Source organism: Veillonella atypica (genome assembly GCF_041431435.1).
Classification (GTDB): domain Bacteria; phylum Bacillota; class Negativicutes; order Veillonellales; family Veillonellaceae; genus Veillonella; species Veillonella atypica.
The window spans coordinates 248,473-274,664 of sequence record NZ_JAPVXV010000002.1; the positions used below are offsets into that span (position 1 = coordinate 248,473).

Below are 26,192 nucleotides of genomic sequence, written 5' to 3' on the forward strand. Positions count from 1 at the left end.
TTAGAAATAGAACAGGCGTGTAGTAATTTAATAAAGGTGTGTATGGTGCTTTTTAGAAATAGAACAGGCATGTAGTAATTTAATAAAGGTGTGTATGGTGCTTTTTAGAAATAGAACAGGCGTGTAGTAGGCGTGTAGTAATTTAATAAAGGTGTGTATAGTGCTTTTTAGAAATAGAACAGGCGTGTACTAATTTAAAAAAGGTATGTATGGTGCTCTTAAAAAATAGAACAGGCCTGTTCTATTTTAAAATAGGGATATGTATGTAAGGCAATATAAAACAGCAGGGCTGCCACCCTGCTGTTTTTTCTTTGTTGCGTGAATACATTGCAACTTATTTATTTCCCTTGTCAAAGTTATATTAACATTATCAGAATTAGTAGTCAATCAATTATTAGATTGATAATAGATATCTATTTATATTATTTATTTAACCTTATACCATGTTGCGTACATAACTGGTAGTACGATGAGTGTTAGTATGGTTGCTACGAGTAGACCGCCGCTGAATGCGATGGCGAGTGGGCTCCAGAATACGGATCCCATGAGTGGTATCATACCAAGGATGGCCGCAATGGCGGTTAGCATGATTGGTCTGAAACGCAATGTAGCGGAGTTGATGATGGCTTCGCGGGCAGATTGTCCTTCGGCGCGGTGAATTTCGATTTGGTCCAACAGGATGATGGAGTTACGAATAATCATGCCGGAGAGGGCAATGATGCCGAGTATGGCCATAAATCCAAGTGGTGTACGCGTAATATTTAAGGCCAGTACAACACCGATGAGTCCAAGCGGAGCTGTAAATAGGGCCATAAACATAAGGGCAATTCTCTTTAATTGGAACATGAGAATTGTCATGATTGCAAAGAGCATGATTGGCATTGGCATGAGCAATTTTTGTACAGCAGTGACGCTCTTTTCAGCAGAACCATCGAGATCAATAGTATAGCCAGTTGGTAAGTCTTGACGATATTCAGCAAGTTTATTGTAAATTTCTTTCGTCTTAGCATTGCCGAGCACGTCAGGTCCTACATTAGCATGAATGCTAATGGTTGGCATCATGTTGCGGTGCCAAATAATGCCTTCCTCTTGGCTCATAGAAATCGTTGCGATTTGGCTGAGCGGTACATAGGAACCATTTCCTGTTTGGATTGGTAATGATGAAAGTGCCGCCAAGTTGTGGTTTTCATTGCCGCTTAATCTGAAAGTAACAGGAATGGTTTGGTTTCCTTCGTAGTATTCACCGGATTTTGTACCGGATAATAAACTTTGTAGATGAAGCGATACGGCATAACTATTAATGCCTAGCATACGCGCTTTATCTGGGTCGATGTGGATTTGAGCAACTGGCTCTGTATCCGGCCAATCGAAGGCGATATTATGTAAATCTTTATCCTCCTGCATTTTGGCTTTCACATCGTTTGCAATCGTTTTAACCTCAGATGCATCAGGACCTGATACGCGGAGCATAACAGGGTATTTGGACGGCGGTCCGATTTGGACGAATTGCATATTGATGAGCGCCGATGGATATTGATCGTTTAGTTGATCTTGTAAATCCTTGAATAATGCATCTCGATCCTCTAAGGATTTGGTAACGATGATGGTTTGCATGAAATTAGCACGTGGCAATTCTGGTTCTAAGGTCAATACAAACTGCGGTGACCCTTCGCCTACATAGGTGGTGAAATGGTCGATATGTTCATTATCCTTTAACAAAGCATCCAATGATTTAGCTTGGTTTTGGGTATAATCGATGGATGAGCTTTGAGGAAATTGCATGGATACGATGATTTCATTCCGTGTCGACGATGGGAAAAATTCCTGTTTGATGAGAGGGAATGAAAGCAAGGACAGGATGAAAGCCCCTAATGTTAGGAGTAATACGGCCTTATGATGACCTAGTGCCCAGTGAAGGAGGCTTTCAAAACGAGCATAAAAAACGGTTTTCAAACGATGCATGATATGATCGCGACGAGTCCATTCCAACTCGGGTTTCTCGGCCTTATTTTCGATGATTTTATAGCCTAGCACCGGACTGACCAGAACGGACGCAATCCAGGATAGGATGAGGGCCATAAAGACAACGATGGACAGGGATTTCGTGAATTCCGCAACCATGCCCTCCGCCAAGGCGAGAGGTAAGAATCCGGCACAGGTAATGAGAGTGCCAGACAGCATTGGAAAGGCCGTTGATTCATAGGCGAACGTAGCGGCGCGCCAGTGATTAAAGCCTTCTTCGAGCTTAACGCTCATCATTTCCACGACGATGATGGCATCATCAACGAGGAGGCCCAGTGCCAAGATGAGGGCGCCAAGGCTAACCTTATGCAAATAAATGCCATTTTCATACATCAGTACGAATGTCGTAGACACGACGACCGGAATGGTGAGGGCCACCACGATACCGGTGCGAATGCCGAGGGATGCAAAGCTGACGAGCAATACGATGGCGATGGCTTCGAATAAAGATTGCGAGAAATCGCCAATGGATTCCTTAACAATGTGCGGCTGATTCGACACTTGGTCGAGGTTTAATCCTGCAGGAATCGTTGTTTTTAGCTCTTTCAGTTTCGTATCGATGGCCTTGCCAAATTCGATATTATTGGCGCCTGCATCCATGGAAATGGCGATGCCAATGGCCGGCTTGCCTTCGTAGTAGAATTGAGGACTAGATGGGTCCTTATAGGTCATCGTTACGTCTGCAATATCGCCGAGTCGAATTGTTTGGTTATTGATGCGAATCGGCATATTTTTGACCGCATCCACGCTATCAAAGACGCCGTTGATGCGTAAATATACATTATTCGTATCCGTATTGACCATGCCCGCCGGCACCATGGCGCTTTGCTGTTTAAGGGCCGTCAATAATTGTTGCGTGCTCACCTGATACGATGCGAGCTTGTCCTTGTTAATCGTTACATCCAAGGACTTTTCTTGCACCCCGATGAGAGTGATCTTCTTAACGTTCGGAACGGATAAGAGTTGCCGTTTTAAATTTTCCGCCTGTTGTCGTTTTTCTTCGTACGAGAATTCGTCACCTGAAAGTGCGTAAATGGTGCCATATACATCATCGAATCGATCGTTGATAGATGGGCCTTGCACACCGGATGGCAAAGATTTCCATTCGTCATTGATCATATTTCGCGCTTCTTCCCAAGCGGGACGAATCTTGTTCGATGGTAAATCTTCTTTCAGATTAATATAAATGACAGATTTGCTACCATCTGTGAAAGACTTCGTATAATCTACACCCGGCAAATCTCGTAGCTTTTCTTCGAGCTTATCCGTTACTTGATCTGACATTTGTTGCGGTGAAGCACCGGGCCATGAGACGCCCACAACCATGGTACGCATCGTAAAGTCTGGATCTTCCATACGTCCCATGTGGGTGAATGAGAATATACCAAAGGTGAGGAGTACGGCGATGAAGTAGTAGATAATGGATTTATGGCGTAGCGCCCAATCGGCTAAGTTAAACTTCTTCATTTATGCACCGCCGTTCCTTCTTGTAATTGTTGGGTTCCTGCGGTGATGACGATATCCCCTTTAGCGAGGCCATTTTTAACAATGACCGAATTATTACCAAATTTGCCAGTTTGAATAGGAACGAGATGTGCTTTATTGTCTCGAATGACATAGACTGCGTTATTACCTTGTTTGTCTTTCACCAATGCCGTCAACGGTATGGAGATATCCGTTGTATCCGTTTGATTGAGGATGGCATTGATAGTCATACCGAGTTGCACCTCTTTTGGAGGGTTTTGCAAGGTAATTTTGACCATATACGTCCGCGCTACAGGGTCTGGAACCGGTGAAATTTCGCGAACAATACCTTGTACTTTCACATCAGGCAAAGCCCAAAATGTGATGGTCGCCGTACTACCAGGGTGAATTTTGCTCATTTCCTGTTCTGGCAAAGCGATGACCGCCTCAGGTTCGTGACCGGCCGCCAAGGTACCTATTGTTTGGCCTGCTGCTACGACCTGACCGGCCTCGACATTGAGAGCCGTGATAATACCGCTGTCTGGAGCAACCAAAGTAGTATAACTATTTTGATTGTTACTCAAATTGAGACCTGCTTGGGCCTGTTGCAACTGAGCTTTCGCCGCATTCAGTTGATTTTCAGCCTGATCCAATTGCAATTTGCTGATAGCCTGCTCAGCGTACAAAGCGCGGTATCTTTCAGCATTCGTACTAGCTAAATCATAAGCCGATTGCGCCGCTGTAACAGCACCTTGCGCATTTTGCACCTGACTCGCCGTATCAGCGCCATTAATCTGAGCAATTACCTGACCGGCCTGCACAGCAGTGCCCACACTGACAAACTTATTAATCACGCGGCCGCCCACCTGGAATGCCAGATTCGTTTCCGTCCGATTCTTGATGGTTCCCGAATACCCAGCACTCGTCGTTCCAGCCTCTTCGCCAATCGTAATCGTCCGTACCTTGAGACTCGTATCATGATCATCTTGATTCGACCCACAACCGCCGATGATGAGTGCACTCATCAACAGAGCTGTGGTCAAACCTAATACACTACGATTCATAATCCTCTCCTTCACACACGTAATAAAGATTATTGTAAAAGCAATAACTACTATGCAATATATATTTTATACAATTAAATAATACTATATATTAGATAAAAATTCTATAAGGATATTAATTATATTAGAAAATATATATGTTAATTAACTACAAAGGTGTACCTTGTCTCAAAGCCGACACGCTACTGTTAGAAAATATATATGTTTTCTAAATTTAGTAACTGCGAGGCACCTTCCTAAAATCTCCAGCTACCTTAACGGTCTGCGCCTGATGGCTTGAAGAATATAGCTTAGCAATATCAAAGGACTGGCTCGCCCCAAAGCCGACACGCTACTGCGCTTCGCGGAGCCCGAAGTCGTTTTGGGACAAGCCAGTCCTTCTTTACTGCAAATCTGAATTTGAAAAATACAAACATATATATTTTCTAATAATTGGAGAGAGGGGACCTTCGGGGAGAAATTTAGGTTGTGCGAATTACAGTAGAAATGAAAATTTGAGCACGTAGTATCATAGGATATTAGTAATAAAAAAATAGACTTCCAAAAACGACTTTGGCCCTGCGGAGGCCGTTAGGCCGGAGTCAGACCCGGCCTGTCTATCCACAATAGATTATGTTTAACCAGTTGTGCGAACTACAGTAAGAGTGAAAAAGGCACATGGTGCTACCAAAACGACTTCGGGTCCCGCTTTAGCGTGTTTCTCTCATAGATTATGTTTAATCAGTTGTGCGAATTACAGCAGAAATGAAAATTTGAGCACGTAGGATCATAGGATATTAGTAATAAAAAAAATAGACTTCCAAAAACGACTTTCCCAGATGCTGTGGATTTTCCGATGGAAAATCTTACGCCTCTGGATTAGCGATGTGTGGCTCCCATGCGTCGCTACGCTCCTCTGTTAGCTCACACCCTGCGTCGGCCCTGCGGAGGCCGTAGGCCGGAGTCAGACCCGGCCTGTCTATCCACAATAGATTATGTTAATTAAGTTGTGCAACAAACGTAGAATAGAAGAAGAGAGAACCCCTCCTGAAAACGACTTCGGGCTCCGCGTAGCGCAGTAGCGTGTCGGCTTTCAGGAGGGGTTCTCTCATCCATTTCTATTCTTCTGTTTGTTCCACAACTGGTTCAACATAACTAACCAAAATTTTGTCTATCCGTGTATTATCCATGTCCACGATTTCGAATGTGTATCCGTCCCAGGTGGTTTTGTCGCCTTCGCGTGGGATTCTACCGAATAGAAGGTTCATAAGGCCGCCCAGTGTTTTGTAGAGGTCGTCTTCTTCGCGTGGTAGTTCTTTGACGATGTGGAAGAATTCTTTGAATTCGTCTACGTCGAGTAGACCGTCTACGAGCCAAGTGCCGTCTTCGCGTTCGACGATGCGGTTTTCTTCTTCTTGGCGCTCTTCTTCGCCGGATGGCATGAGGCCTACGATTTCTTCCATGATGTCGTGCAAGGTAACGAGGCCGCTAAAGCCGCCGTATTCGTCGAGGACGATGGTTTCGTGAACGCCTTCATTACGCAATGTGTTGAGTAATTTCATAAGAGAAATGGACTCAGGTACGAGCAATGGTTCTTTCAAGCAAGAATGGATGACATGATGCAATGATTTTTCGCCTTGTAAGCATTGGACCATCACATCGGTTACATTGACTACGCCGCGCAATTCGTCGAGCGAGTCTTCACCTACTGGAATGCGGTATTGGTTCGCCGTTTTTAGGACCTCCATGATTTCTTCTTCGGACGAGTTTAAATCAATCCATTTGAGTTGCGTCCGCGGTGTCATGACGTCGCCTGCGTTCATATCTGCTAGGTGGAAAATATTTTCTACGAGGATTGGTTCCTCTTCTTCAAAGGCCCCCATGGCTACGCCTTCGGTGAGCATTTTGTTAATTTCCGACTCTGTTACAGGCGCTTCTTCTTTCACAGTGACGCCTAATATTTTTAATAGAAAATCGGTGGACACGCCGAGGAACAGTACGATTGGTTTTAATGCTTGTGAAAGCCAGTAAATTGGCTTGGAAACAACAACGGCAATGGCCTCAGGGCTGTTGATAGCTAGGCGTTTTGGCACCAATTCACCGATAACAAGGGATAAATAGGTGATGATAGAAACAATCAAGAAGGAACTAATAGAAGCCGCATAAGGAGCGATACTAGGGAAGGCTTTCACCAATACGTCAGCTAATGGTGCGGAAAAGGTGGCACCGGAATACAAACCGGTCAAAATGCCGACGAGAGTGATACCGATTTGGATGGTAGAGAACATCTCGTTCGGATTCTCTGCCAACTCAAAGGCCTTCTTGGCGCGCTCATTACCAGACTCGGCCATCTCCTCGAGGCGACGCTTCTTGGCATTGACGATGGCGAGCTCGGTCATAGAAAAAATGCCGTTCGCGATGATTAAAATGACGATAATTATAAAATCTAAGGTCAGATCACTGTCCATGTAAGTAAATACTCCTTTTTATGAGATACAATTCTGCACATGAGAAAATTGAAATATTACTCTTTAGTATATCATATTCGAATCATATATGGTAAATAGCGCAAAAAGAGGAGGGGTGCCACCCTCCTCTTTTGTTTTGCGTGCATTAAAATGCTAACAAAATACTTATTTCCTTTAACTATTATTATATATTATCTACTACTTGTAAATAGTGTTGTATACTATAGGTGTTACTGCCCCATACTGGTAACAGAAAGGGGGTGAAAATGTGTTTGACATATTGAGTTCCTTAATAGTGTCTATCATAGCAGGTGTAACCTGTCACTACATCTGCAAGTGGCTAGATAGATATTTTCGTCAGTAACTAGCACAGAAAAAGGAGGGCTGCCCCCCTCCTTTTTCGTTTGCGTGAAAATGTGTCACACATTGGTTCCTTTGTCACTTATTATATTACACAATTTACCATTATTTGTAAATGGTTAGTGATTGTTATCAAAAAGCAGGATGGCAACCCTGCTTTTTGTAGGGTCTATTTTTCCTTAGTTTGGCTGAATAACCAATCTCTAATGCCTTCGATATTATAAGCTACAGACCATGTGTACATATGGTTGCCATCTTTAAATACCGTGTAATTAATAGGAGTATTTTGATCGACTGTAGCTTTCACCAATGCGTCGAATTGTTCCGGTGTAGAATGGCTATCCCACATAGGAGAGGTTGCAATGTTAGTGCCTAATTCGGACCAATTTTTAGTAGCTGTATTCATGCCAGGATATGCTTTGTCATCGCCTTCGGATACGAGAATCCACAATTTTTTATCCTTTAATACTTTCATTTCCTCCGTATTCCATTGGCATGCTACGAGGAATTGAGCCGTAAACAAATCAGGATGTTTGTCGCTAATGGCAATGTTTGCCATACCACCTTGAGACTGACCAGAACCATAAATTCGGTTCTTATCAATTGGATACGTAGCGATGACATGATGTAATAGATTATCTACTAAGGTAAGACCTGGAGTCCATTCATTTTTATCGGTAGTCATCATACCAAGTGTATCTACTAAATCTTGAGTGTATTGAGGGGCAACGATGATGGCTTCATGTTTTGCTTGTTCCTCAGGGCTAGCGAAAACAGTAGCACCATTACCTTGGAATAGTACCGTGCGATTATCATTGATATTGGCACTGGAGTCAGCTATGAAGAAGTATAGAGGATATTGTTTTGATGCATCATAGTTTTTCGGTAAAAATACATTGTAAGGAATGCTATTACCCGTAGTTGGATCTGTGTAAATATATGTTTTAAACTCATCCATAATAGTAGATGCCGTAGATGTATTGATTACGCTCGTTTGTGAAGGGCCGTATATAGTACCTGTTTTTGTCACTACCGGTTGAACTTGTGTGACTGTAACGTTTAAATCAGGCAATTTACGATTGGAACGCAGCGGTGCATCGACGCCTACAGCACTATTATTTTTAGGTTTATTAGAGCGTGGTGCTAATACGAATGGTGTAGAGTTTTCATATTTAAATTCCACTACAACATATTGATCAGCTGCTGTAGCTTTAGAGTTTTTGTCTTTTTTACTAGCTTTGACCGTATTTGTTTGTCCTACTGTTGTATCTATTTGAGTGGTACCATTGTGCAAACCTTTAGCTGTAGATTTGTAATTTTCTTTCAGTTCAGGCACAGAATTAGTATAGATATTGTTGATTGTTTTGCCTTCTACTGTGAAAGTATTGAGCGCTAGTGCACTTTCTTGGATTGCTTCTGGATATTTGATGATGATAGCCGCTATTTTTTCACCATCACCATAAATTTTTGGCACTGCCGTTACAGATTGCATGCCGTATGCTTCTGTTTGATGAGTCTTAACTTCAGAGGTAGCAGTGGTAGAGCTTGTACTAGAAATAGTAGTAGCCAAGTCCGTTGCAGCTAGTACATTTGTTGTAGAAAGTGTGCCTAGCGCAAGAGCCATTAATAAGATTTTATTCATCATATCTCCTTATTTTACAGCGTTTATCAAAATATTGATTAAATTATATAATAAAATTAAATTTAGTGCAATTTATTTGGATTCATGTAATTTATAATTACATACATTGGATAGGTAATCTTTATGTATTGATAGAGAAATATAATGTAGTAGGAAATTAGTAGTAGATTTTGTAAGATAGTATAATAAAAACAACAATTGCTATAGATATAATCGAGTAGGTATATACAAGAATATATAAAGTAACTAAAATACGATAGTTGGGAGTGTATCAATGGTAGCCGACCAAGAATGGGAAAGTATATTACAAATTAAAACAGCAGGCCGTGATGATAGCCGTTCGGATGCAGAGCATCATCCATATGAGCCGACGGACTATTGTGTTCTTGAGCGCCTTGCCAATAGTGGTTATATTACGAAACAAAATACCCTCATCGATTACGGCAGTGGCAAGGGGCGCGTTAGCATATTTATGGCTAATCAGACGCGGTGCCATTCCATTGGTATCGAATACGATGAACGTTTGTATGAACGGGCCATCGTAAATGGTGAAAGCCCAGCTGCCAAGAACCGTGTATCCTTTGTCCTTGGCGATGCAGCTACCTATACATTGCCAGACAATGCAGATCGATGCTTTTTCTTTAATCCCTTTGCACTTCACACCATTAAACGCGTACTAGGTAATATCTTTGATTCTTTATATCATCATCCAAGAGAAATTCTACTATTCTTCTATTATGTTAACGAAGAAGTAGAGAATTTCCTAAATAACCACGTGCGCCTTGAAGCAGAAAAACCTATACAGTGTGGTGATTTATTTCAAGAAACTGATGAAAAAGAACGCATATTGGTATATAGAGTGAATGTGTTTTAGAAATATTTAATTATCTCTATATTTCGTTTTATCTATTCTTCTAGATAAGTGTATAAAGTCATTATATAATCTAATTGTTACTACTCCATTCTGGTAACAGAAAGGAGGTGAAAACATTGCCGGAGATATTAATTTCCTTTTTTTTATCTATCATAGCAAGTATAGTTTCATATTATATTTGCAAGTGGCTGGATAGATAGTTTAGTTAGTAACCAGCACAATAAAAAATAGCAGGGCTGCCACCCTGCTATTTTTTCGTATGAAAACATTGCCTCATACTAATTTCCTTTGTTACTCATAGAATAGCATGATATAAAAGGATAGTCAAATTTTACGTACTTTCACTAAAATACGCAGAAAATCCGCATATTTTCTGATATAATAATAGATTAGAGAGTATAAAAATTTATTTTTCTATTCACCATGGTATGTATTGATTCGTAATGATTAATCGTAGTGATTAGGGCTGAGTATATACCATAAAGGAGGAACGTATGGAACGCGTGTCAGCAAGTCTTATTGAAGAAATTCGCAGTGCCTTAGTAGAGCGTTATAATCGCGATCAAGAGATTCAGCAAATGATTGAAGAAATCGGTGCTGAGGAAGGTCTTAACGAAAAAGAATTGTCTGTTATTTACCAAGCCTATTTAGAGGTTAAGGAACGCATGCAATATACGGCGAATTTGATGGAATTGTGGAATCAAATTGAGGTCGTTCAGGACCGCATGAGTATGCTTAATTCTTATGAAAGCTTGGAACGCGATTTATTTGGCGATGTTCTTTCCTTTGATAAACCGATGGGCTATGGTGCGTCCAATCAAGATAATTTGGACTATGCAATGGAGCAAATTAAGTTGCACGATATAGATCATAACATCGAAGATATCGACCTTTCTAAGGAATATCCTATTGATAATCAAGATGCTGTTTATTTTAATGAGCATTCAGTCAATAAGAAAACAACATCTAGTCGTAATGACGTCAATAATGATGACTTTGATGACGAAGAGGACGATTTTGATGATGAAAGCCTATTAGACCGAGATATTCATACATCTTTAGATCCTTATGATATGGTAAATTCCTTGTTGTACTCCAAACAATCCACGGGCGATAAGGATAAAACTAAACAACAAAAGGAAATCGACAAGCTTATCAAAAAACAACTGAAACGCGTAGAAGAAGAATGGGCGATGCTTTCAGGTAAAAAGGATAAAAAAGATAAGAAAAAGAAAGATAAAGATAAAAAGAAGGACAAAAAAGACAAGCAGTCTAAGAAAGAGTCCGAATTAGTAAAGGAATCTAAGAAGTCCAAGAAGGACAAAGAGTCCAAAAAGAGCAAGAAGGATAAGGATTCTAAAAAAGCTAAAAAAGACAAGGATGCTAAGAAGGATAAAAAGGCTAAAAAATTAGAAAAAGCCTTGAAGAAGGAGTCTCAAAAGTCCACAAAAAAGGACTAACCGTAGATTTCATAGATGACCACGGACAGAAAACTACGGATAAGGGCTGTGGAAAATGCAAGCGGTGCAAGGGGCCGCGGTGTAGGAAATATAGTATATAAAGTTGGGGAATGGTATGAATCGTTGGTTGAACTGGATAAAAGGCATTCAACAGGAATTAAAAGCATTTTTGTTCTTTTCTATCTTGTTTACGCTTTTTAGAATCGTATTTTTAATTATATTTCAATCTCAATTAGATACGACTACAATGGACAGTATTTTAATGTCTTTATGGCTTGGTTTTCGGTTGAGTTTGAAGACCGTTGGATCGATTGTCCTTGTAAGTTTGCTATTTGCTACATTGCCATCTATAGTGTGGCCGAAATGGAAGGCCCAAGGTGTACGCAAGGTTTGGTACGGATTTGTTACCATCTTCTTTACATTGCTCTTTATGGGGCGTATCCCGTTTTATACCATATTTAACTCCTCTTACAATGCGATGCTTATCAATGGCAAACATGACGATATTCATGCCATTATCAATACGGCTATCAATGAATATCATGGTATACCATATTTAATTGGTGGCATTGCGCTTAGTATTGTTTTCAGTTGGCTTTTAGTGAAAGTACTAAATACCAACACATATGAATGGGCACCTAATACTAAGCGTAATAAGTGGATCACTGGTATTCTAAGTTTTGTTGGATTTGGTGTACTATTCGTATTTTTCCGCTTTGGTGGGGCTTTTGGGTACACGAATTCCATTAACTGGGAAAGCGCAGCGCGTCTTAATTCTAATCTGTTAAATGAAACGATTTTGGATGATGCACAAGCATTATACCGTGTGAAATCCATTGCGAAACGGACTTCAGAATTAGAGGATATTCATTTAACGCCTGCTGAGTTACATGAAAAAATACAATCCATTGGCGGTAATCCTAATAGTACACGATTTGATGAAGCTTTCACAAAAACGATAACAACAGAGCGGTTACAACAACAACCGCAATCTATTAATATCATTCTCGGTGAATCCTATGGCTTATGGCCATTCCTTGCTGAATTCAACGAACCTGGTGCGTATCTTGTAGAGCAAGGTCGTAAGTACGCGGCTAGTCCACAGGCGATGGGTACGCAAATGGCCTTGGCTCAAGGAACAGGTACGATGCCTGCCATTATTGGTTTATTAACGGGCATGCCGGATACGGGGATGTATCCAAACTATAGCGTAGGCATGCTACAAGAACCATATGGCCTCGGTATTGGACCGGTTATGAAAAAACTAGGTTATAAGACCGTATTTTGGTATGGCGGTTTTAGTACTTGGCAAAATGTTAAGAACTTTGCCTTAGAACAAGGTTTTGATGAATTCCACGATGCATCTGAAATGCCGAGCAATGAAACAAATGCTTGGGGTGTAGCCGATGGAGATATGTTCAAGGCTATCAGTGCATACATGGACAAACATCGTGGCGAAAAGATCATCAATGTTATCATGACTACGTCGAATCACCCTCCATATAGTGTAAATGTGGCGAAGGAAGGCTATGATGCGGATAAGGTTCGTAAGAACTTGCCAGATTCCATTGCCAATACGGATAAGCAAATCAATGAAATGGGTCATATTTGGTATGCAGACCATGTGATGGGCGAATTTATTAGCAAAGAGGAACAATCTGATCCAACTTCATTATTTGTTATCACCGGTGACCATAGCGAACGCTTTACCTTTGCTCGTGAACAAAGTTCTAATGTGTTCTCTACGATTCCGATTATTTTCTATGGACAAGGAATCAAAAAAGAATGGCTTTCACAAGATGCATTTGGTATGAGTATTCAAATCATTCCAACATTAGCTGAACTCGTAGGACGTACAGGGCAAACCTATGAGGCTATGGTACCGAGTCTATTTAATCAAGGACAGTTCGTATTCAATCACCGTTTATGGATGGATAAGACTGGCATATATGTAGAAGATGAGAAAATGCCGCAAGCATATGCTAACTCTATGAAAATCATGCGAGAATTAACGGCTTGGCGGTTAAAACATGGGGATAGTATCCAATAGGGGAGACATACATGGCAACAATAACGGTCATTATTTTGGCTAAAAATGAAGAACAACATATGAAAGATTGTATCGCATCTGCACAATTTGCTGATGAGGTGCTTCTTATCGATGATGGCAGCACGGATAAAACGGTAGAGATTGCTGAATCTATGGGGGCCCGCGTTGTACATCACGCTATGAACGGCGATTGGTCTCAACAACGACGTTTTGCTGTCGAAGAGGCTCGGTCCGAATGGATTTTCTTCCTCGATGCGGATGAACGCATTTCGCCAGAATTACAACGAGAAGTACAAGATGTACTGGCTAAGAATGAGAAGAAAGCATACTGGATTGAACGGTCCAATGTGTTCCATCATAATAAGGCCACTCATGGTGTGTTGCGACCTGATTACGTGTTACGATTTATGCCAAAAGAAGGTACGAATATAGAAGGATTTGTACACGAAACTATATCCAGCACCTATCCTGAGGCTAAATTACATGGCAAAATGTATCATTATACTTACGATAATTGGCATCAGTATTTCAATAAATTCAATAATTATACTACATTGGCGGCTAAGAAATATAAGGAAAATGGAAAATCCTGTTCCTTTGTAAAGGATATTCTTATCCGTCCAAGCTGGGCTTTTTTCAAGGTGTACATTTTAGATAGAGGTTTTTTAGATGGAAAAATGGGATTTATCCTATCCGTGAACCATTATTTCTATACCATGATTAAGTACGTAAAGCTATATTATTTATTGAAATCCAATGGGAAACTATAACAAATCTAGATAATAGATTCTAGATAATAGATGAGTGTTAGTAGAGAAAGGAAGGACCACAATGCGCGTAGCCATTTTGGAAAGCATCATTATGCCTGCTGGTCATGAGGTAGAATTTGACCGCATGATCATCAATGAATTAAAACGCCAAGGTCATGAACCGGTATTGATGGTACCGGAGAATTTTACCTTTAAGGTTGATTATGGCGTTGACGTTATCTATCTTGAGGGCGGAGAGGTAGTGACCTATGCAGGTGCATCGAAATGGAAAAAGCCGTTCTTATCTATATTACGCGAACGCCGCCGCCGCGCATGGTTTACTTCCGCTGCTAAAAAATTAGAGGAACATCATTGTGATGCTTTGATCATTCCTACCTCCACGTATCGCTATATAAAAGCACTATTGGATACGCCTTTAAAACATGCAAAGGTGCCTGTTCACTTTATTTTCCATGGCATTGGCAAGGGTGAAAATGTACGGTTCTTAAAACAAGCGGAACGTGCCAATCGATATCCGAATATTTACCTAGATATTATTACCTTGCGCGACGATATGCTGCGCAGTGATTTACCGCGCGTCCGTCCTATCTTACCTCCTGTGTTTACCCCTTCGACGGGTGAAATGCCAATCTTCTCTACACATACGCCACTTCGTCTTGGCTTTTTCGGTCAGTTCCGCAAGGAAAAAAATATTATCCCGTTATTGGATGCTTTTAAAACGGCTACCTTTACAGGTTCCGTAGAACTCTTGGTACAAGGGGCGACAGCAAAACCTGAGGACGGTGAACTATTCGATGCCATCGCTGACGAATACAAGAACGTGCCAGGGCTTTCATTTCTCCATGCGAACCTCATCGGTTCCGATTGGGACAAGGCTCTACTCGATGTAGACGCTATATTGATGCCATACGGTGCTGAACGCTATCGCTATCACTGGAGCGCTATGCTCTATACGGCTATTGGGTTCTATAAACCGGCCTTGGTATCGCCTGAAATCAATCCTGAGGTACTTCGCGATTATCATGTTGGTGAAAGCTTAGACATATCCTCGGTGGATACGATTCGTGCTGGATTAGAACAATTCGTAAACAAAATGATTGAACATCCAGATATATATGAGGCAGGTTTGGTACAAGCCAATGAAGACTTTGGACACAAACGGATGATTGATTCAATTATTAATGTATAACTATATGAAAAATCTTAGAACAATCTTTTGAAATATGTATAAGTAAGGAGAGTGTATGTTTCAATATATAAAGGACCAATGGGCTAATGGTCGAGCTATTTATGGGAAAAAATCGTGGCGTGAAACACGACGCGTAGTCTTGCATTTCTTGCGAACTGTAGGCCACAAGCAAGAGATGATAGAATATAAGTCTTTTTTTGAAAGCTACGCACCAGATCAACATATTTTAGATAAACAAGAAGGTCTCTATGAGTTGATGAGCCGTATATTCTTGTTTAAAGAATCAACATTGCGTGAACGCATTGATGCTGTAAAGAATCACTTTACAGCCTTAGAAGACGTATTTACGCCAGAGACCATCGAAATGCTATATAATCCGGATGAACTAAAACCGGAAGGATTAAAACAAGGAATTCTACTATGGGAAGATGCTGATTTAAATATGACGGCACACCTTAACTTTATGACCGGTCAACGTAAAGAAGGTTTATTTACCATTCTGTTACAACTAGGCGACCAAGGCGTATATCATGCGAACATCCGCCTCGGCAAAGGTCTAGAAGGGGAACCAGCATTGTGGATTGGTACCATCCAAGGGTATAAAGATGGCCTTGATAATGCGAAACATATTACAAAGAAAATGTTTGGCTATCGTCCAAAAAACTTTATCGTATTCTTGATTCGGGAACTCGCTAAATACTGTAAAGTTCAATCCATGTACGCTATATCTGACGAAGGTTTCTACGCCAATACACACATGGTACGTGGCCATAAGGCAAAAGTAGCTGAACTCGATCCATTGTGGGAAGACATTGGCGGTACAGTTACACAAGATCCACGATTCTTTAAAATACCATTGGAAGAATATAGAAAACCGATTGAAGAAATCAAATCACAAAAACGTAGTCAATATCGAAAGAGATATGAATTGCTTGATGGATATCAAGAACAAATTCGGGGGAATTTGAAGGTCTATTTAAAGTAATAATACTGTGATAAAAACTGAATAATAAGGGTGTTAGTTAATTAGGAGATTATACTATGTATAAGCATATTATATTAAGTAGATTTGGCGGCTTAGGCGATATGGTTATGATGTCACCATTATTAAAGGGAATTAAGATATTATATCCAGATATAAAATTGACTGTTGTAGGGAATACAAATGCTAAACAGTTAATGGAAGCCTATCCATTTGTAGATGAGTATCTTACATTTGATAAAACCAAAAAAAGCTCTTGGAATCTTATTAAAAAATTGTGGCGTTCAGATGTGGTATATTTAATGGATACGCTCTATCGTATATCTATTATTTATGCATTAGCTTGTATCAAAAAGCGTGTTGGATTGCCACATAAACGTAAATTTTGGCTTACTGATTGTCTTGAGATAGAACCATGGATGAATCATGCATTTGAGCCTGTTGTATATGCACATTTTTTGAAAGAAGCAACAGGAATTGATGTAACGACATTACCTAATTGGGATACTTTTGTATATCCGGATGCTAGGGATGTAGATAAACAGCATGTAAAAGAATTGTTGGCACCTTTACAAGGTAAAGACTATATTGTATCTAGTTTAGAAACAGGTGGGCATGCCAAAAATTGGCCTAAAGAACATTGGCAAACCTTATTTAATGAACTTCGTGAAATGGGAAAATTCGTTGTTCTTATCGGACAACCATCACAAAGTTATATTGATATCAACTTGCCAGATAACGTTCTTGATTTACGAGGTAAAACAAATCTTTTAGAAGTTGGAGAAATAATAAAGAATGCGGAACTCGCTATTAATGGTTGTAGTTTCCCAGTACATGTAGCAAATGCAGTCAATACGCCAGTTATAGGTTTATATGGATCACAACCTGTCTGGCGTGGAGCACCACAACGTATTTATAAAGCTATTACTTCACCTGTAAAGTGTGCTGGTTGTGATCTTTTATTTAATGGTCCTGGTTGGTGTGAAACGCCAGTTTGTATGAAACAGATAACACCAGTAGAAGTTATGAAATGTGTAAAACAATTCTACAATGAAGGAAAGCCATTAGGTAAATATAATTTAGTTACAGGGGGATATTAATGGATTTACAAGAAAAATATGAAGTTAGTACCAAGGATGTTCTATTAGCTAGTGCAATTCGTCATATTAAAGGATCACGTATTTGTCCTGAATTTTTATATAAATATTCATTCAATCATTATGGGCATAAAGATAGTCTTGCTAGATATTATATGGAAAAGTATTCTGGTATTTCTGTAGGTAAATATACAAATGGGTATAAATATATAAGAAATGATATTATTAAATCTATAGGAGCCTATTGTTCTATCGCTGTTGATCAATTAGTTGTACCAAATGGTCATCGTATGGATTATGTAACAACATGGAATGCTGAAATCCCGTATCCCGATATGGAACCATTTCAACATACTACGATAATAGGAAATGATGTTTGGATTGGTGCACGTTGTATTATTAGAGATCATGTAACAATTGGTGATGGTGCAGTTATTGGTTCTGGTAGTATTATTACTAAGGATGTACCACCATATGCAGTTGTCGTTGGTGCAAATAGGATATTAAAGTATCGTTTTTCAGAAGATATAATTGAAAAACTATTAAAAATACAATGGTGGAATTGGGATGATAATAAAGTTCGTACTAATTATGAGTTATTCTATAATCCTTTAAAATTTGTTGAAATGTATTGTAGGTAAAACAAAAGCTATGAAGAAGATTATTAATATTATTATTGGTGGTAATGGTATTGATGTTTTATATAAAGATCCTGGATCTATTTTGTATACTTTAGCTAAAGATTATGGTTGGCATGCTACTTTTATGTATTTATTGGGAAAAGAAGGACCTATTTCTTGTTCAACATTTGAAGAATTTGCTCATATTTGTTGTGGTGGAGATGATGGAAATACCTATGATAGTAGGAAACATGTAGTAAAAGATTTTATTCATAATCATATTAAAGAATATGATGTTGTTTATTTTATGGGATATGGAAATACATTATATAAAATGGCATATTTATGTAAAAAATATAATCCTTTGATTAAAGTATATGTAAAGATGGATATGAATGAAAATGGATTTAATCATTTTAATGAAGTTTCTTTATTACGTAAAATAAAAAATAGAATTGAACGATTCAAATCAAGATATATTGATTATTTTTCTGTTGAAAATCCAACTTATTATAAATTGTTGAAGAAGACAGCTATGTTTAAAAATAGATTGTTATATATTCCAAATGGTGTAGGTACAATGGATGTTGATATTTCTAAAATTGATCAATTAATAAAGAAAGAAAATATCATATCTATAGCGAGTCGTTTTGGTAATTATGATAAAAATACTGAATTTTTTATTGATGCAATTTGCTGTATTCCAAAGGAAATAATTTCAAAGTGGAAAATATATTTATTAGGTCCACAAAATGATAGTTTTAAATCATTTTTACAAGAAAAAATAGAGAAATATCCTTGGATTTCTGATTCTATTAAGTCTTTTGGTTTAGTGACAAATAGACAACAGTTATATGAATTTTATGCAATGTCTAAGATATTTTGCATGACGAGCCGTACGGAGAGTTTTTGTATTGCAGCTGCAGAGGCCTCTTATTTTGGAGCTATTCCTATATTAACAAATTTTGGGGAGAGTGTATCGTTAATTACTGATAATAAATCATTTGGAGCTGTGATTGAGCAAAATGATATAGATGGATATGTTAATACATTAGAAAAATTTATGCAAATAAATGATGATGATGCAGCTGTTTTATTTAGAAAAATTCAATTATATGCACGTAAGAAATATGATTATAAAACTATTCTTAATGAATTTGTAGAACGATTTAGCTAATATTTGTTATTTTATGGTTCTAGAAAAAGGTTATTGAAGATTTATATTATTATGTTAAGTATATTATTGAGATTATGTACTATTGTATAGAGGTAAATATAGAGTGAAACGTGTTCTATTGTTAGGAGAAGATGGATTTGGTATATGTGAATATATATATAAAAATTTAAAAAAATGTGGTTTTGATGTTATATTTATTAATTATAATTCTTGTAAGTATTCATCTATTTGGGAATGTTTTAAGATTAATATAGGTAAATTCTTTTGTGGAGAATGTTTAAAACAAGTATGGAAAGATCAATATATAGAAAATTATATAGCTAAGGTGGTAGAAGAAAGGGTTGATTATACTTTATGTATAAATTCTCAAATTTTTTCAATACCTCTATTGAAATATATTAAATCTATTACACTTGATGGGAATTTTTTGGCTTTTCATTGGGATGGATTAAATCGTTTTTCTACAGTTAAGGAGCGGATACATTTATTTAATCGTTTTTATGTATTTGATCCTCATGATAAATCAAATAATAATTTGTTTGCATCTAATTTTTATTTTGATATAGATCTTAATTATGAGAGTTATATTAAGATTAATAAGTTTTATTATTTAGGATCATATAATAAGAATCGTCATATAGAAATAAATAAATTAGCTAAGAAATTAGAAGAATTGGGATATGAATCAAGATTTGATATCATTTCTAATAAAAAAATAGACGTCTATCCATCAATTCACTTAATGGATACTTCGCATATTATTAAATATGAAGAATATTTAGAAAATGTTAAGAAAAGTGATGTATTAGTTGACTTTATTAATGGATTACATTTAGGCCTTTCATATCGTATTTTTGAAGCATTAGCTTATGATAAAAAGATTATAACTACTAATAAAGATATTAAGTATTATGAGTTTTACCATCCTGATAACATTTTTATTTTAGATAATAATTACGATGAACTAAATAGTTTTTTACAAAAACCATATCATTATTTAGATTCTAAATTAAAAGAGAAATATTCATTTACTAACTGGATTCATTATGTATTTCAAATTGAGCCATACCAGGAAATTCCTTTACCTAAATTTACTCATTAGTGTAATAGGAGATTAGTATAATAGGAGATTAGTATGAAGGGAATTGTTTTAGCCGGTGGATCAGGGACACGTCTATATCCACTAACATTAGTAACATCTAAGCAATTATTGCCTATTTATGATAAGCCAATGATTTTTTATCCATTATCTATGCTTATGTTAGCAGGTATTAAGGATATTTTGATTATATCAACACCACAGGACTTACCTAATTTTGAACGTTTATTAGGAGATGGCTCTCGGTATGGTATTAATTTACACTATAAAGAACAACCATCACCAGATGGGTTAGCACAAGCCTTTATTATTGGCGAAGAATTTATTAATGGAGATTCTTGTGCCATGATTTTGGGTGATAATATTTTTTACGGTGCTGGTATGAGAAAACAACTACAAGAAGCTGCACAGGCTACAAGTGGTGCTACCGTATTTGGTTATCATGTAGAAGATCCAGAACGCTTTGGTGTTGTTGAATTTGATGAAAATGGATTAGTTAAATCTATTGAAGAAAAACCAGAACACCCAAAATCAAATTATGCCGTTACAGGTCTATATTTCTATGATAAAGACGTTTGTGAATTGGCTAAAAAGATAACACCATCTGATCGTGGAGAATTAGAAATTACCGATTTAAATAAGATGTATTTAGAACGTGGTGATTTACGAGTAAAAACATTGGGGCGTGGATATTCCTGGTTAGATACGGGTACGGTAGGCTCTTTAAATGAGGCGTCTGAATTTGTACGAGTTATTCAAACACGTTCTGGTATTGAAATATCTGCATTAGAAGAAATCGCTTATCGTAATAATTGGATTAGTAAAGAACAATTACTAGAGAGTGCAAAGCTATATGGCAAATCACCATATGGTAAACATTTACGGCGTGTAGTAGAGGGGCAAATACAAGGATAGGGGTTGTGTAGTATGGGAATTAAGGTTATAGAAACAGGTATACTAGGCCTTGTGATTATTGAGCCGCAAGTCTTTGGTGATCATCGAGGATTCTTTATGGAATCATGGAATAAGCAAACTATGGAAGAAGCTGGCTTATTTTATAATTTCGTACAAGATAATCACTCATCATCTACTGTAAAAGGTACACTGCGTGGCATTCACTTTCAATATGGGAATAAATCACAAGCTAAATTAGTACGATGTGTCCGTGGTGCTGTACTCGATGTCGCAATTGATCTTCGTAAGGATAGTCCAACATATAAGCAATGGTATAGCGTTGAACTTAGTGAAGAAAATCAAAAACAATTTCTAATCCCTCGTGGCTTTGGACATGGTTTTGTAACATTAACAGATCATGTTGAGTTTATGTATAAAGCAGATAACTATTACGCACCAGAAGCAGATGGAGGTATTCGATGGAATGACCCTACATTAGCTATTAATTGGGGAATAGAAAACCCTATCATATCTGAGAAGGATACCAAATCACCATTTTTTGATGAATTAGAGAATAAGATATCCTTTACAATGGCTGATAGTGGACAATAGGGTGGTGAACATATGAATATTATTGTAACCGGTGGTGCTGGGTTTATCGGTGGTAACTTTGTACATATGATGGTAGCTAAGTATCCAGAGGACCATATCATATGCGTTGATGCACTAACCTATGCAGGTAATTTAGAAACGTTAGAACCTGTAAAAGATAAGTCTAATTTTTCTTTCGTGAAAGCAGATATTGCAGATAGACAAGCTATATATAAAATATTTGAGCAATATAAGCCAGATATAGTTATTAACTTTGCAGCTGAATCGCATGTAGATAGAAGCATTGAGAATCCAGAAGTATTCTTGCGTACGAATATTATGGGGACTGCTGTATTAATGGATGCTTGTCGTAAATATGGAATTCAGCGATATCATCAAGTATCCACAGATGAAGTGTACGGTGATTTACCACTAGATCGACCAGATTTATTCTTTACAGAAGAGACACCGATTCATACATCGAGTCCATATTCATCATCTAAAGCATCTGCTGATTTATTAGTATTGGCTTACCATAGAACGTATGGCTTACCTGTAACAATTTCTCGTTGTTCAAATAACTATGGACCGTATCATTTTCCAGAAAAATTGATTCCATTGATGATAATTAATGCTTTTAATAATAAACAATTACCTGTATATGGGGATGGAAAGAATGTACGTGATTGGTTATATGTAGAGGACCATTGTGAAGCCATTGATTTAATTGTTAGAAATAGTCGTGTAGGAGAGGTTTATAATATTGGTGGTCATAATGAACGTGCTAATATTGACGTAGTAAAAACGATTTTATCTGCATTGGGAAAAGATGAATCGTTAATTACTTATGTTACAGATCGACCAGGGCATGACCAACGGTATGCTATTGATCCTACTAAAGTTAATAATGAATTAGGCTGGTTGCCAAAAACATCTTTTGATGAGGGAATAAAGAGAACCATTCAATGGTATATGGATAATCAAGAATGGTGGGAACATATAATTAGTGGGGAATATCAACATTATTATGAAGATATGTATTCGAATAGGTAAGGAAAAATGAGATGAAAGTCCTTGTAATAGGTGCCAGTGGTCAATTAGGACAAGATGTTATTCGCGAATTAAGAGAACAACAAATAGAGTGTTTAGGTACGACACGAGATATGTTGGATTTGACTGATGAATATTCAGTACATTGTTTAATTATTGAATATAGACCGGATATTGTAGTTCATTGTGCCGCCTATACAGCTGTGGATAAAGCAGAGGAAGAAATAGAACTTTGTCGTAAGGTAAACGTAGATGGTACAAGATATGTTGTAAATGCTTGCAAAGAAATTAATGCGAAACTTATGTATATCAGTACTGATTACGTTTTTCCGGGAACAGGAACTAATTTTTATCAAATAAATGATGAAAAAGGGCCTAAAAATGTGTATGGTCAGTCGAAACTTGATGGGGAAGAGATTGTTAAGCAATATTTAGATAAATATTTTATTGTTCGTATTTCATGGGTATTTGGTATACATGGCAATAATTTTGTAAAGACCATGCTAAGATTAGGTGAAACACATAGTATATTAAGGGTTATTGATGATCAGATAGGTAGTCCAACTTATACAGAGGATTTATCTAAGCTGCTCGTTTCTATGATTCAAACAGATAAGTATGGTATATATCAAGCCCATAATGAAGGCGTTTGTTCTTGGGCCGAATTCGCACGTACTATTTTTAAATTAGCTAATATGAACGTAACTGTAGAATCTACTCCTTCTTCTGAGTATCCGACAAAAGCTATACGTCCATTAAATTCAAGAATGGATACGTCAGAATTAAAGAAAAAAGGATTTAATCAATTACCTGATTGGGAAGATGCCTTAAAACGATATATTATGATACTAAAGTAAAAGAGTTATATGATTTTATGAGGTTAGAATATAAATATGGGGTTACAGGGTATAAGTGCATTTAATAGTAGTTAGAAATATTGTAATGAACGGAGTAGTAATATTGAATTATTAAGAATTATTGCTATGATATTAATTATCATGCATCATTTTAGTGTACATGGCAATTTTCCTTTTACTCAAGATTTGACATTTAGTAAAATTTTTATTCAGTTATTTGGTTTTGGTGGAAAAGTAGGTGTAGATATTTTTGTTTTAATAACTGGATATTTTATGATTTCTACAAATTTTAAATTAGAGAAGTTTATAAGTTTATAAAGTTAATAGGTCAAATCTGGTTTTATAGTATAATTATACTTGGGTTTTTTTTGTATATGAAATTAGATACAATAAATTATGAAAGTATTATTTTATCAATATTGCTTTTTGGTTCTCTAAATTGGTTTGCACATGTATTTTTGGTATTATACGCTTTAATTCCATTTATTAATCGTATACTGCATTGCATATCGAAAAAGTATTATAAAAGAATTTTAATTTTGCTGACTATTTTTTGGTTTATATTGCCCACTTTTATTAATTTTTGGCAAGGTATACCACATAAAAGCTTTGGTTTTAATCAATATCTATTATTTATATATCTTTATTCGTTAGGTGCATATATTAGACTATATAATATTTCTATAGAAAGCCGAAAGTCTTTAAAATTAGTTATTATGGGCTTAATAGGTATAATATTTGGGCATATTCTTATAGATATACTTACATTAAATAATTTCGTATATATTCATCAAATTTTATATTTTGATATAAAAGATTATGGTATTTTCCAATTGTTAATAGCAATTGGTTTATTTTATTCTTTTAAGAATATTAATATAAAATATAAATGGTATATTAATGTCATTGCATCAACTACGTTTGGGATTTATTTAATACATGATAATGCTTTAATTATTAATGAAATTTGGAATGGGCTTTTTAAAACATATCAGTATTATAACTCTTTATTATTACCTATTTATGCTGTAATTATAGTTTTTAGTGTATTTATATTTGGTATGATTATTGATAACTTACGTATATTATTTATAGAAAGACCGTTAATGTCATATTTGACACCTATAATAAAGAGATATCAAAAATGGTCATAGAAATAGGTATTAATAGCAAGATATAGTTTATAAAAAATAAAATTTGATGATTTTTATAGAGTGATTATATAACAGCAGTTTTATTCATAAAATATTGAGTGAATTTAAGACGAATCTAACAAAAATGGTGAGTGTAATGCGTATTTTATTAGCAAATTTAACAAAGATGGTAGGCGATACAGGTGGCCTTGCTAAGGTGACGGCGGCATTTGCCAATGAGATGCAGCGCCGTGGGCACAAGGTGAGCCTTGTGTATAGCGATGTGCAGACAGGGGATTTTTATTATCCTCTTGATGCGGGTATTGAGGCATATGATTTGTGTCATTATGAAGGTAAAAGTCATTCTATTCCTCTTTGGTATAAGGCAAAACGGGAGATTTTGCGCGCCTTTGACAAGCGTAAAGCTCGTGGTATAAATAATGAGTTCACGAAGAAGTATTTATTAGGTCACCTTCAGTCTGTATTAGATCGTACTAAGCCAGATGTAATCGTGTCGTATCAACCAGCAGCCTCAAAGGCATTGGTACTTGATTTGAAAACAAATATTCCTGTTATCACCATGAGCCATGGAGACCCTGAGGATTATTTCCACACCTATCCTGTAGAGGAGGTAGAGGCGGTCGCAAAGAGTACGATAAATCAAGTATTATTGCCATCCTTTGAATCTCATATTAAAAATCACCTGCCAGAGGCTAAGACTGTTGTAATTGGTAATGCCATTCCACAATATGCAGAGCAGGCGGATCTTTCACAGGTGAAAGACCGTTACAAAATCGTATTTGTAGCGCGACTCGATAAGAACCATAAACGGCCACATTTATTGATTGAGGCATTTGCACCATTGGCCGAGAAGTATCCAAACTGGGATATTGAATTATGGGGCCAAGAGGACCGCAAGATTTACAAGAAAGAATTGGATATGATCGTATCAAAGTCGGGACTTGGAGACCGTGTTCATTTTATGGGAACGACCACCGATGTACCAAGTGTACTCGTTACGGCAGATATATTTGCCTTTCCAAGCGCCTATGAAGGATTTGGGCTTTCACTGGGGGAAGCGATGAGCATGGGCTTGCCAGCAATTGGCTATAAATCTTGCTCTGCTGTTAATGAACTCATCATCGATGGGGAAACAGGCATCTTATGTGATGATGGGGTAACACCATTGACGGCGGCCCTGGAACGATTGATGCAAGATCAAAACCTTCGTATTACCATGGGCCAAGCTGGACGTGATCGTATGAAACAATTCAGCCCTGAATCCATTTGGGGACAGTGGGAGGAATTGTTGAAGACTACAAGTAAAACTAAATAAATTATAAAAACCAG

The 26,192-nt window shown here is 37.3% G+C and carries 21 protein-coding genes; 17 read left to right on the top strand and 4 right to left on the bottom strand.

Going from position 1 to position 26,192, the window contains the following annotated elements; translation table 11 throughout:
• Positions 1 to 426: 426 nt before the first annotated feature.
• From O3598_RS03755 to O3598_RS03770, 4 genes are all read right to left on the bottom strand, one after another.
• Positions 427 to 3,489, bottom strand: coding sequence for an efflux RND transporter permease subunit (locus tag O3598_RS03755; RefSeq protein ID WP_371451819.1), 3,063 nt, complete (start codon positions 3,487 to 3,489; stop codon positions 427 to 429).
• Positions 3,486 to 4,550, bottom strand: coding sequence for an efflux RND transporter periplasmic adaptor subunit (locus O3598_RS03760; RefSeq protein ID WP_371451821.1), 1,065 nt, complete (start codon positions 4,548 to 4,550; stop codon positions 3,486 to 3,488). Before O3598_RS03760 ends, O3598_RS03755 begins: the two co-directional genes overlap by 4 nt.
• A 1,097-nt stretch (positions 4,551 to 5,647) precedes the next feature.
• Entirely contained in the window at positions 5,648 to 6,997 is a 1,350-nt protein-coding gene (locus tag O3598_RS03765) for a hemolysin family protein (protein ID WP_016476243.1), read from the bottom strand.
• A 529-nt stretch (positions 6,998 to 7,526) separates the two neighbouring features.
• Complete coding sequence (locus O3598_RS03770) at positions 7,527 to 8,999, bottom strand: prolyl oligopeptidase family serine peptidase (protein WP_371451823.1); 1,473 nt, start codon at positions 8,997 to 8,999, stop codon at positions 7,527 to 7,529.
• Between the two features lie 274 nt (positions 9,000 to 9,273).
• On the opposite strand from O3598_RS03770, the gene O3598_RS03775 reads away from it, so the two are divergent.
• The 17 genes from O3598_RS03775 (at position 9,274) to O3598_RS03855 (ending at position 26,178) form a co-directional block, all read left to right on the top strand.
• Positions 9,274 to 9,873: a class I SAM-dependent methyltransferase gene (locus tag O3598_RS03775; RefSeq protein WP_270524212.1), complete on the top strand. Its 600-nt coding sequence runs from the start codon at positions 9,274 to 9,276 to the stop codon at positions 9,871 to 9,873.
• A gap of 494 nt (positions 9,874 to 10,367) precedes the next feature.
• The gene (locus O3598_RS03780; protein WP_371451826.1) at positions 10,368 to 11,333 is read left to right on the top strand and encodes a hypothetical protein; all 966 of its coding nucleotides are present in this window, start codon (positions 10,368 to 10,370) and stop codon (positions 11,331 to 11,333) included.
• A gap of 115 nt (positions 11,334 to 11,448) precedes the next feature.
• On the top strand, positions 11,449 to 13,383 hold the full coding sequence (locus O3598_RS03785) for an LTA synthase family protein (RefSeq protein WP_371451828.1): 1,935 nt from the start codon (positions 11,449 to 11,451) through the stop codon (positions 13,381 to 13,383).
• 11 nt (positions 13,384 to 13,394) lie between these two features.
• Positions 13,395 to 14,153, top strand: coding sequence for a glycosyltransferase family 2 protein (locus O3598_RS03790; RefSeq protein WP_371451830.1), 759 nt, complete (start codon positions 13,395 to 13,397; stop codon positions 14,151 to 14,153).
• A 61-nt stretch (positions 14,154 to 14,214) separates the two neighbouring features.
• Positions 14,215 to 15,342 carry a glycosyltransferase family protein gene (locus O3598_RS03795; RefSeq protein ID WP_371451832.1) on the top strand — a complete coding sequence of 376 codons (1,128 nt, stop codon included), beginning with the start codon at positions 14,215 to 14,217 and terminating at the stop codon, positions 15,340 to 15,342.
• A 55-nt stretch (positions 15,343 to 15,397) separates the two neighbouring features.
• Entirely contained in the window at positions 15,398 to 16,327 is a 930-nt protein-coding gene (locus tag O3598_RS03800; RefSeq protein WP_371451834.1) for a VirK/YbjX family protein, read from the top strand.
• 56 nt (positions 16,328 to 16,383) lie between these two features.
• On the top strand, positions 16,384 to 17,424 hold the full coding sequence (locus O3598_RS03805) for a glycosyltransferase family 9 protein (protein WP_371451836.1): 1,041 nt from the start codon (positions 16,384 to 16,386) through the stop codon (positions 17,422 to 17,424).
• A complete protein-coding gene (locus tag O3598_RS03810) occupies positions 17,424 to 18,062 on the top strand; it encodes a CatB-related O-acetyltransferase (RefSeq protein WP_371451838.1) in 639 nt (212 codons plus the stop codon). The genes O3598_RS03805 and O3598_RS03810 overlap by 1 nt, the downstream gene beginning before the upstream one ends.
• 10 nt (positions 18,063 to 18,072) lie before the next feature.
• Positions 18,073 to 19,218 carry a glycosyltransferase gene (locus O3598_RS03815; protein ID WP_371451839.1) on the top strand — a complete coding sequence of 382 codons (1,146 nt, stop codon included), beginning with the start codon at positions 18,073 to 18,075 and terminating at the stop codon, positions 19,216 to 19,218.
• Positions 19,219 to 19,321: 103 nt separating this feature from the next.
• Positions 19,322 to 20,320 carry a WaaS/CpsH family glycosyltransferase gene (locus O3598_RS03820; RefSeq protein WP_371451841.1) on the top strand — a complete coding sequence of 333 codons (999 nt, stop codon included), beginning with the start codon at positions 19,322 to 19,324 and terminating at the stop codon, positions 20,318 to 20,320.
• 33 nt (positions 20,321 to 20,353) lie between these two features.
• The gene (rfbA, locus tag O3598_RS03825; RefSeq protein WP_371451843.1) at positions 20,354 to 21,232 is read left to right on the top strand and encodes a glucose-1-phosphate thymidylyltransferase RfbA; all 879 of its coding nucleotides are present in this window, start codon (positions 20,354 to 20,356) and stop codon (positions 21,230 to 21,232) included.
• A 12-nt stretch (positions 21,233 to 21,244) separates the two neighbouring features.
• Positions 21,245 to 21,823, top strand: coding sequence for a dTDP-4-dehydrorhamnose 3,5-epimerase (rfbC, locus tag O3598_RS03830; RefSeq protein ID WP_371451845.1), 579 nt, complete (start codon positions 21,245 to 21,247; stop codon positions 21,821 to 21,823).
• A 12-nt stretch (positions 21,824 to 21,835) separates the two neighbouring features.
• Entirely contained in the window at positions 21,836 to 22,855 is a 1,020-nt protein-coding gene (gene rfbB / locus O3598_RS03835) for a dTDP-glucose 4,6-dehydratase (protein WP_371451847.1), read from the top strand.
• A gap of 11 nt (positions 22,856 to 22,866) precedes the next feature.
• Complete coding sequence (gene rfbD / locus O3598_RS03840) at positions 22,867 to 23,709, top strand: dTDP-4-dehydrorhamnose reductase (RefSeq protein WP_371451849.1); 843 nt, start codon at positions 22,867 to 22,869, stop codon at positions 23,707 to 23,709.
• A 141-nt stretch (positions 23,710 to 23,850) separates the two neighbouring features.
• Positions 23,851 to 24,027 carry a hypothetical protein gene (locus tag O3598_RS03845; protein WP_371451892.1) on the top strand — a complete coding sequence of 59 codons (177 nt, stop codon included), beginning with the start codon at positions 23,851 to 23,853 and terminating at the stop codon, positions 24,025 to 24,027.
• A 50-nt stretch (positions 24,028 to 24,077) separates the two neighbouring features.
• Complete coding sequence (locus tag O3598_RS03850; RefSeq protein ID WP_371451851.1) at positions 24,078 to 24,863, top strand: acyltransferase family protein; 786 nt, start codon at positions 24,078 to 24,080, stop codon at positions 24,861 to 24,863.
• 136 nt (positions 24,864 to 24,999) lie between these two features.
• Complete coding sequence (locus O3598_RS03855) at positions 25,000 to 26,178, top strand: glycosyltransferase (protein WP_371451852.1); 1,179 nt, start codon at positions 25,000 to 25,002, stop codon at positions 26,176 to 26,178.
• The last annotated feature ends 14 nt before the right edge of the window (positions 26,179 to 26,192 follow it).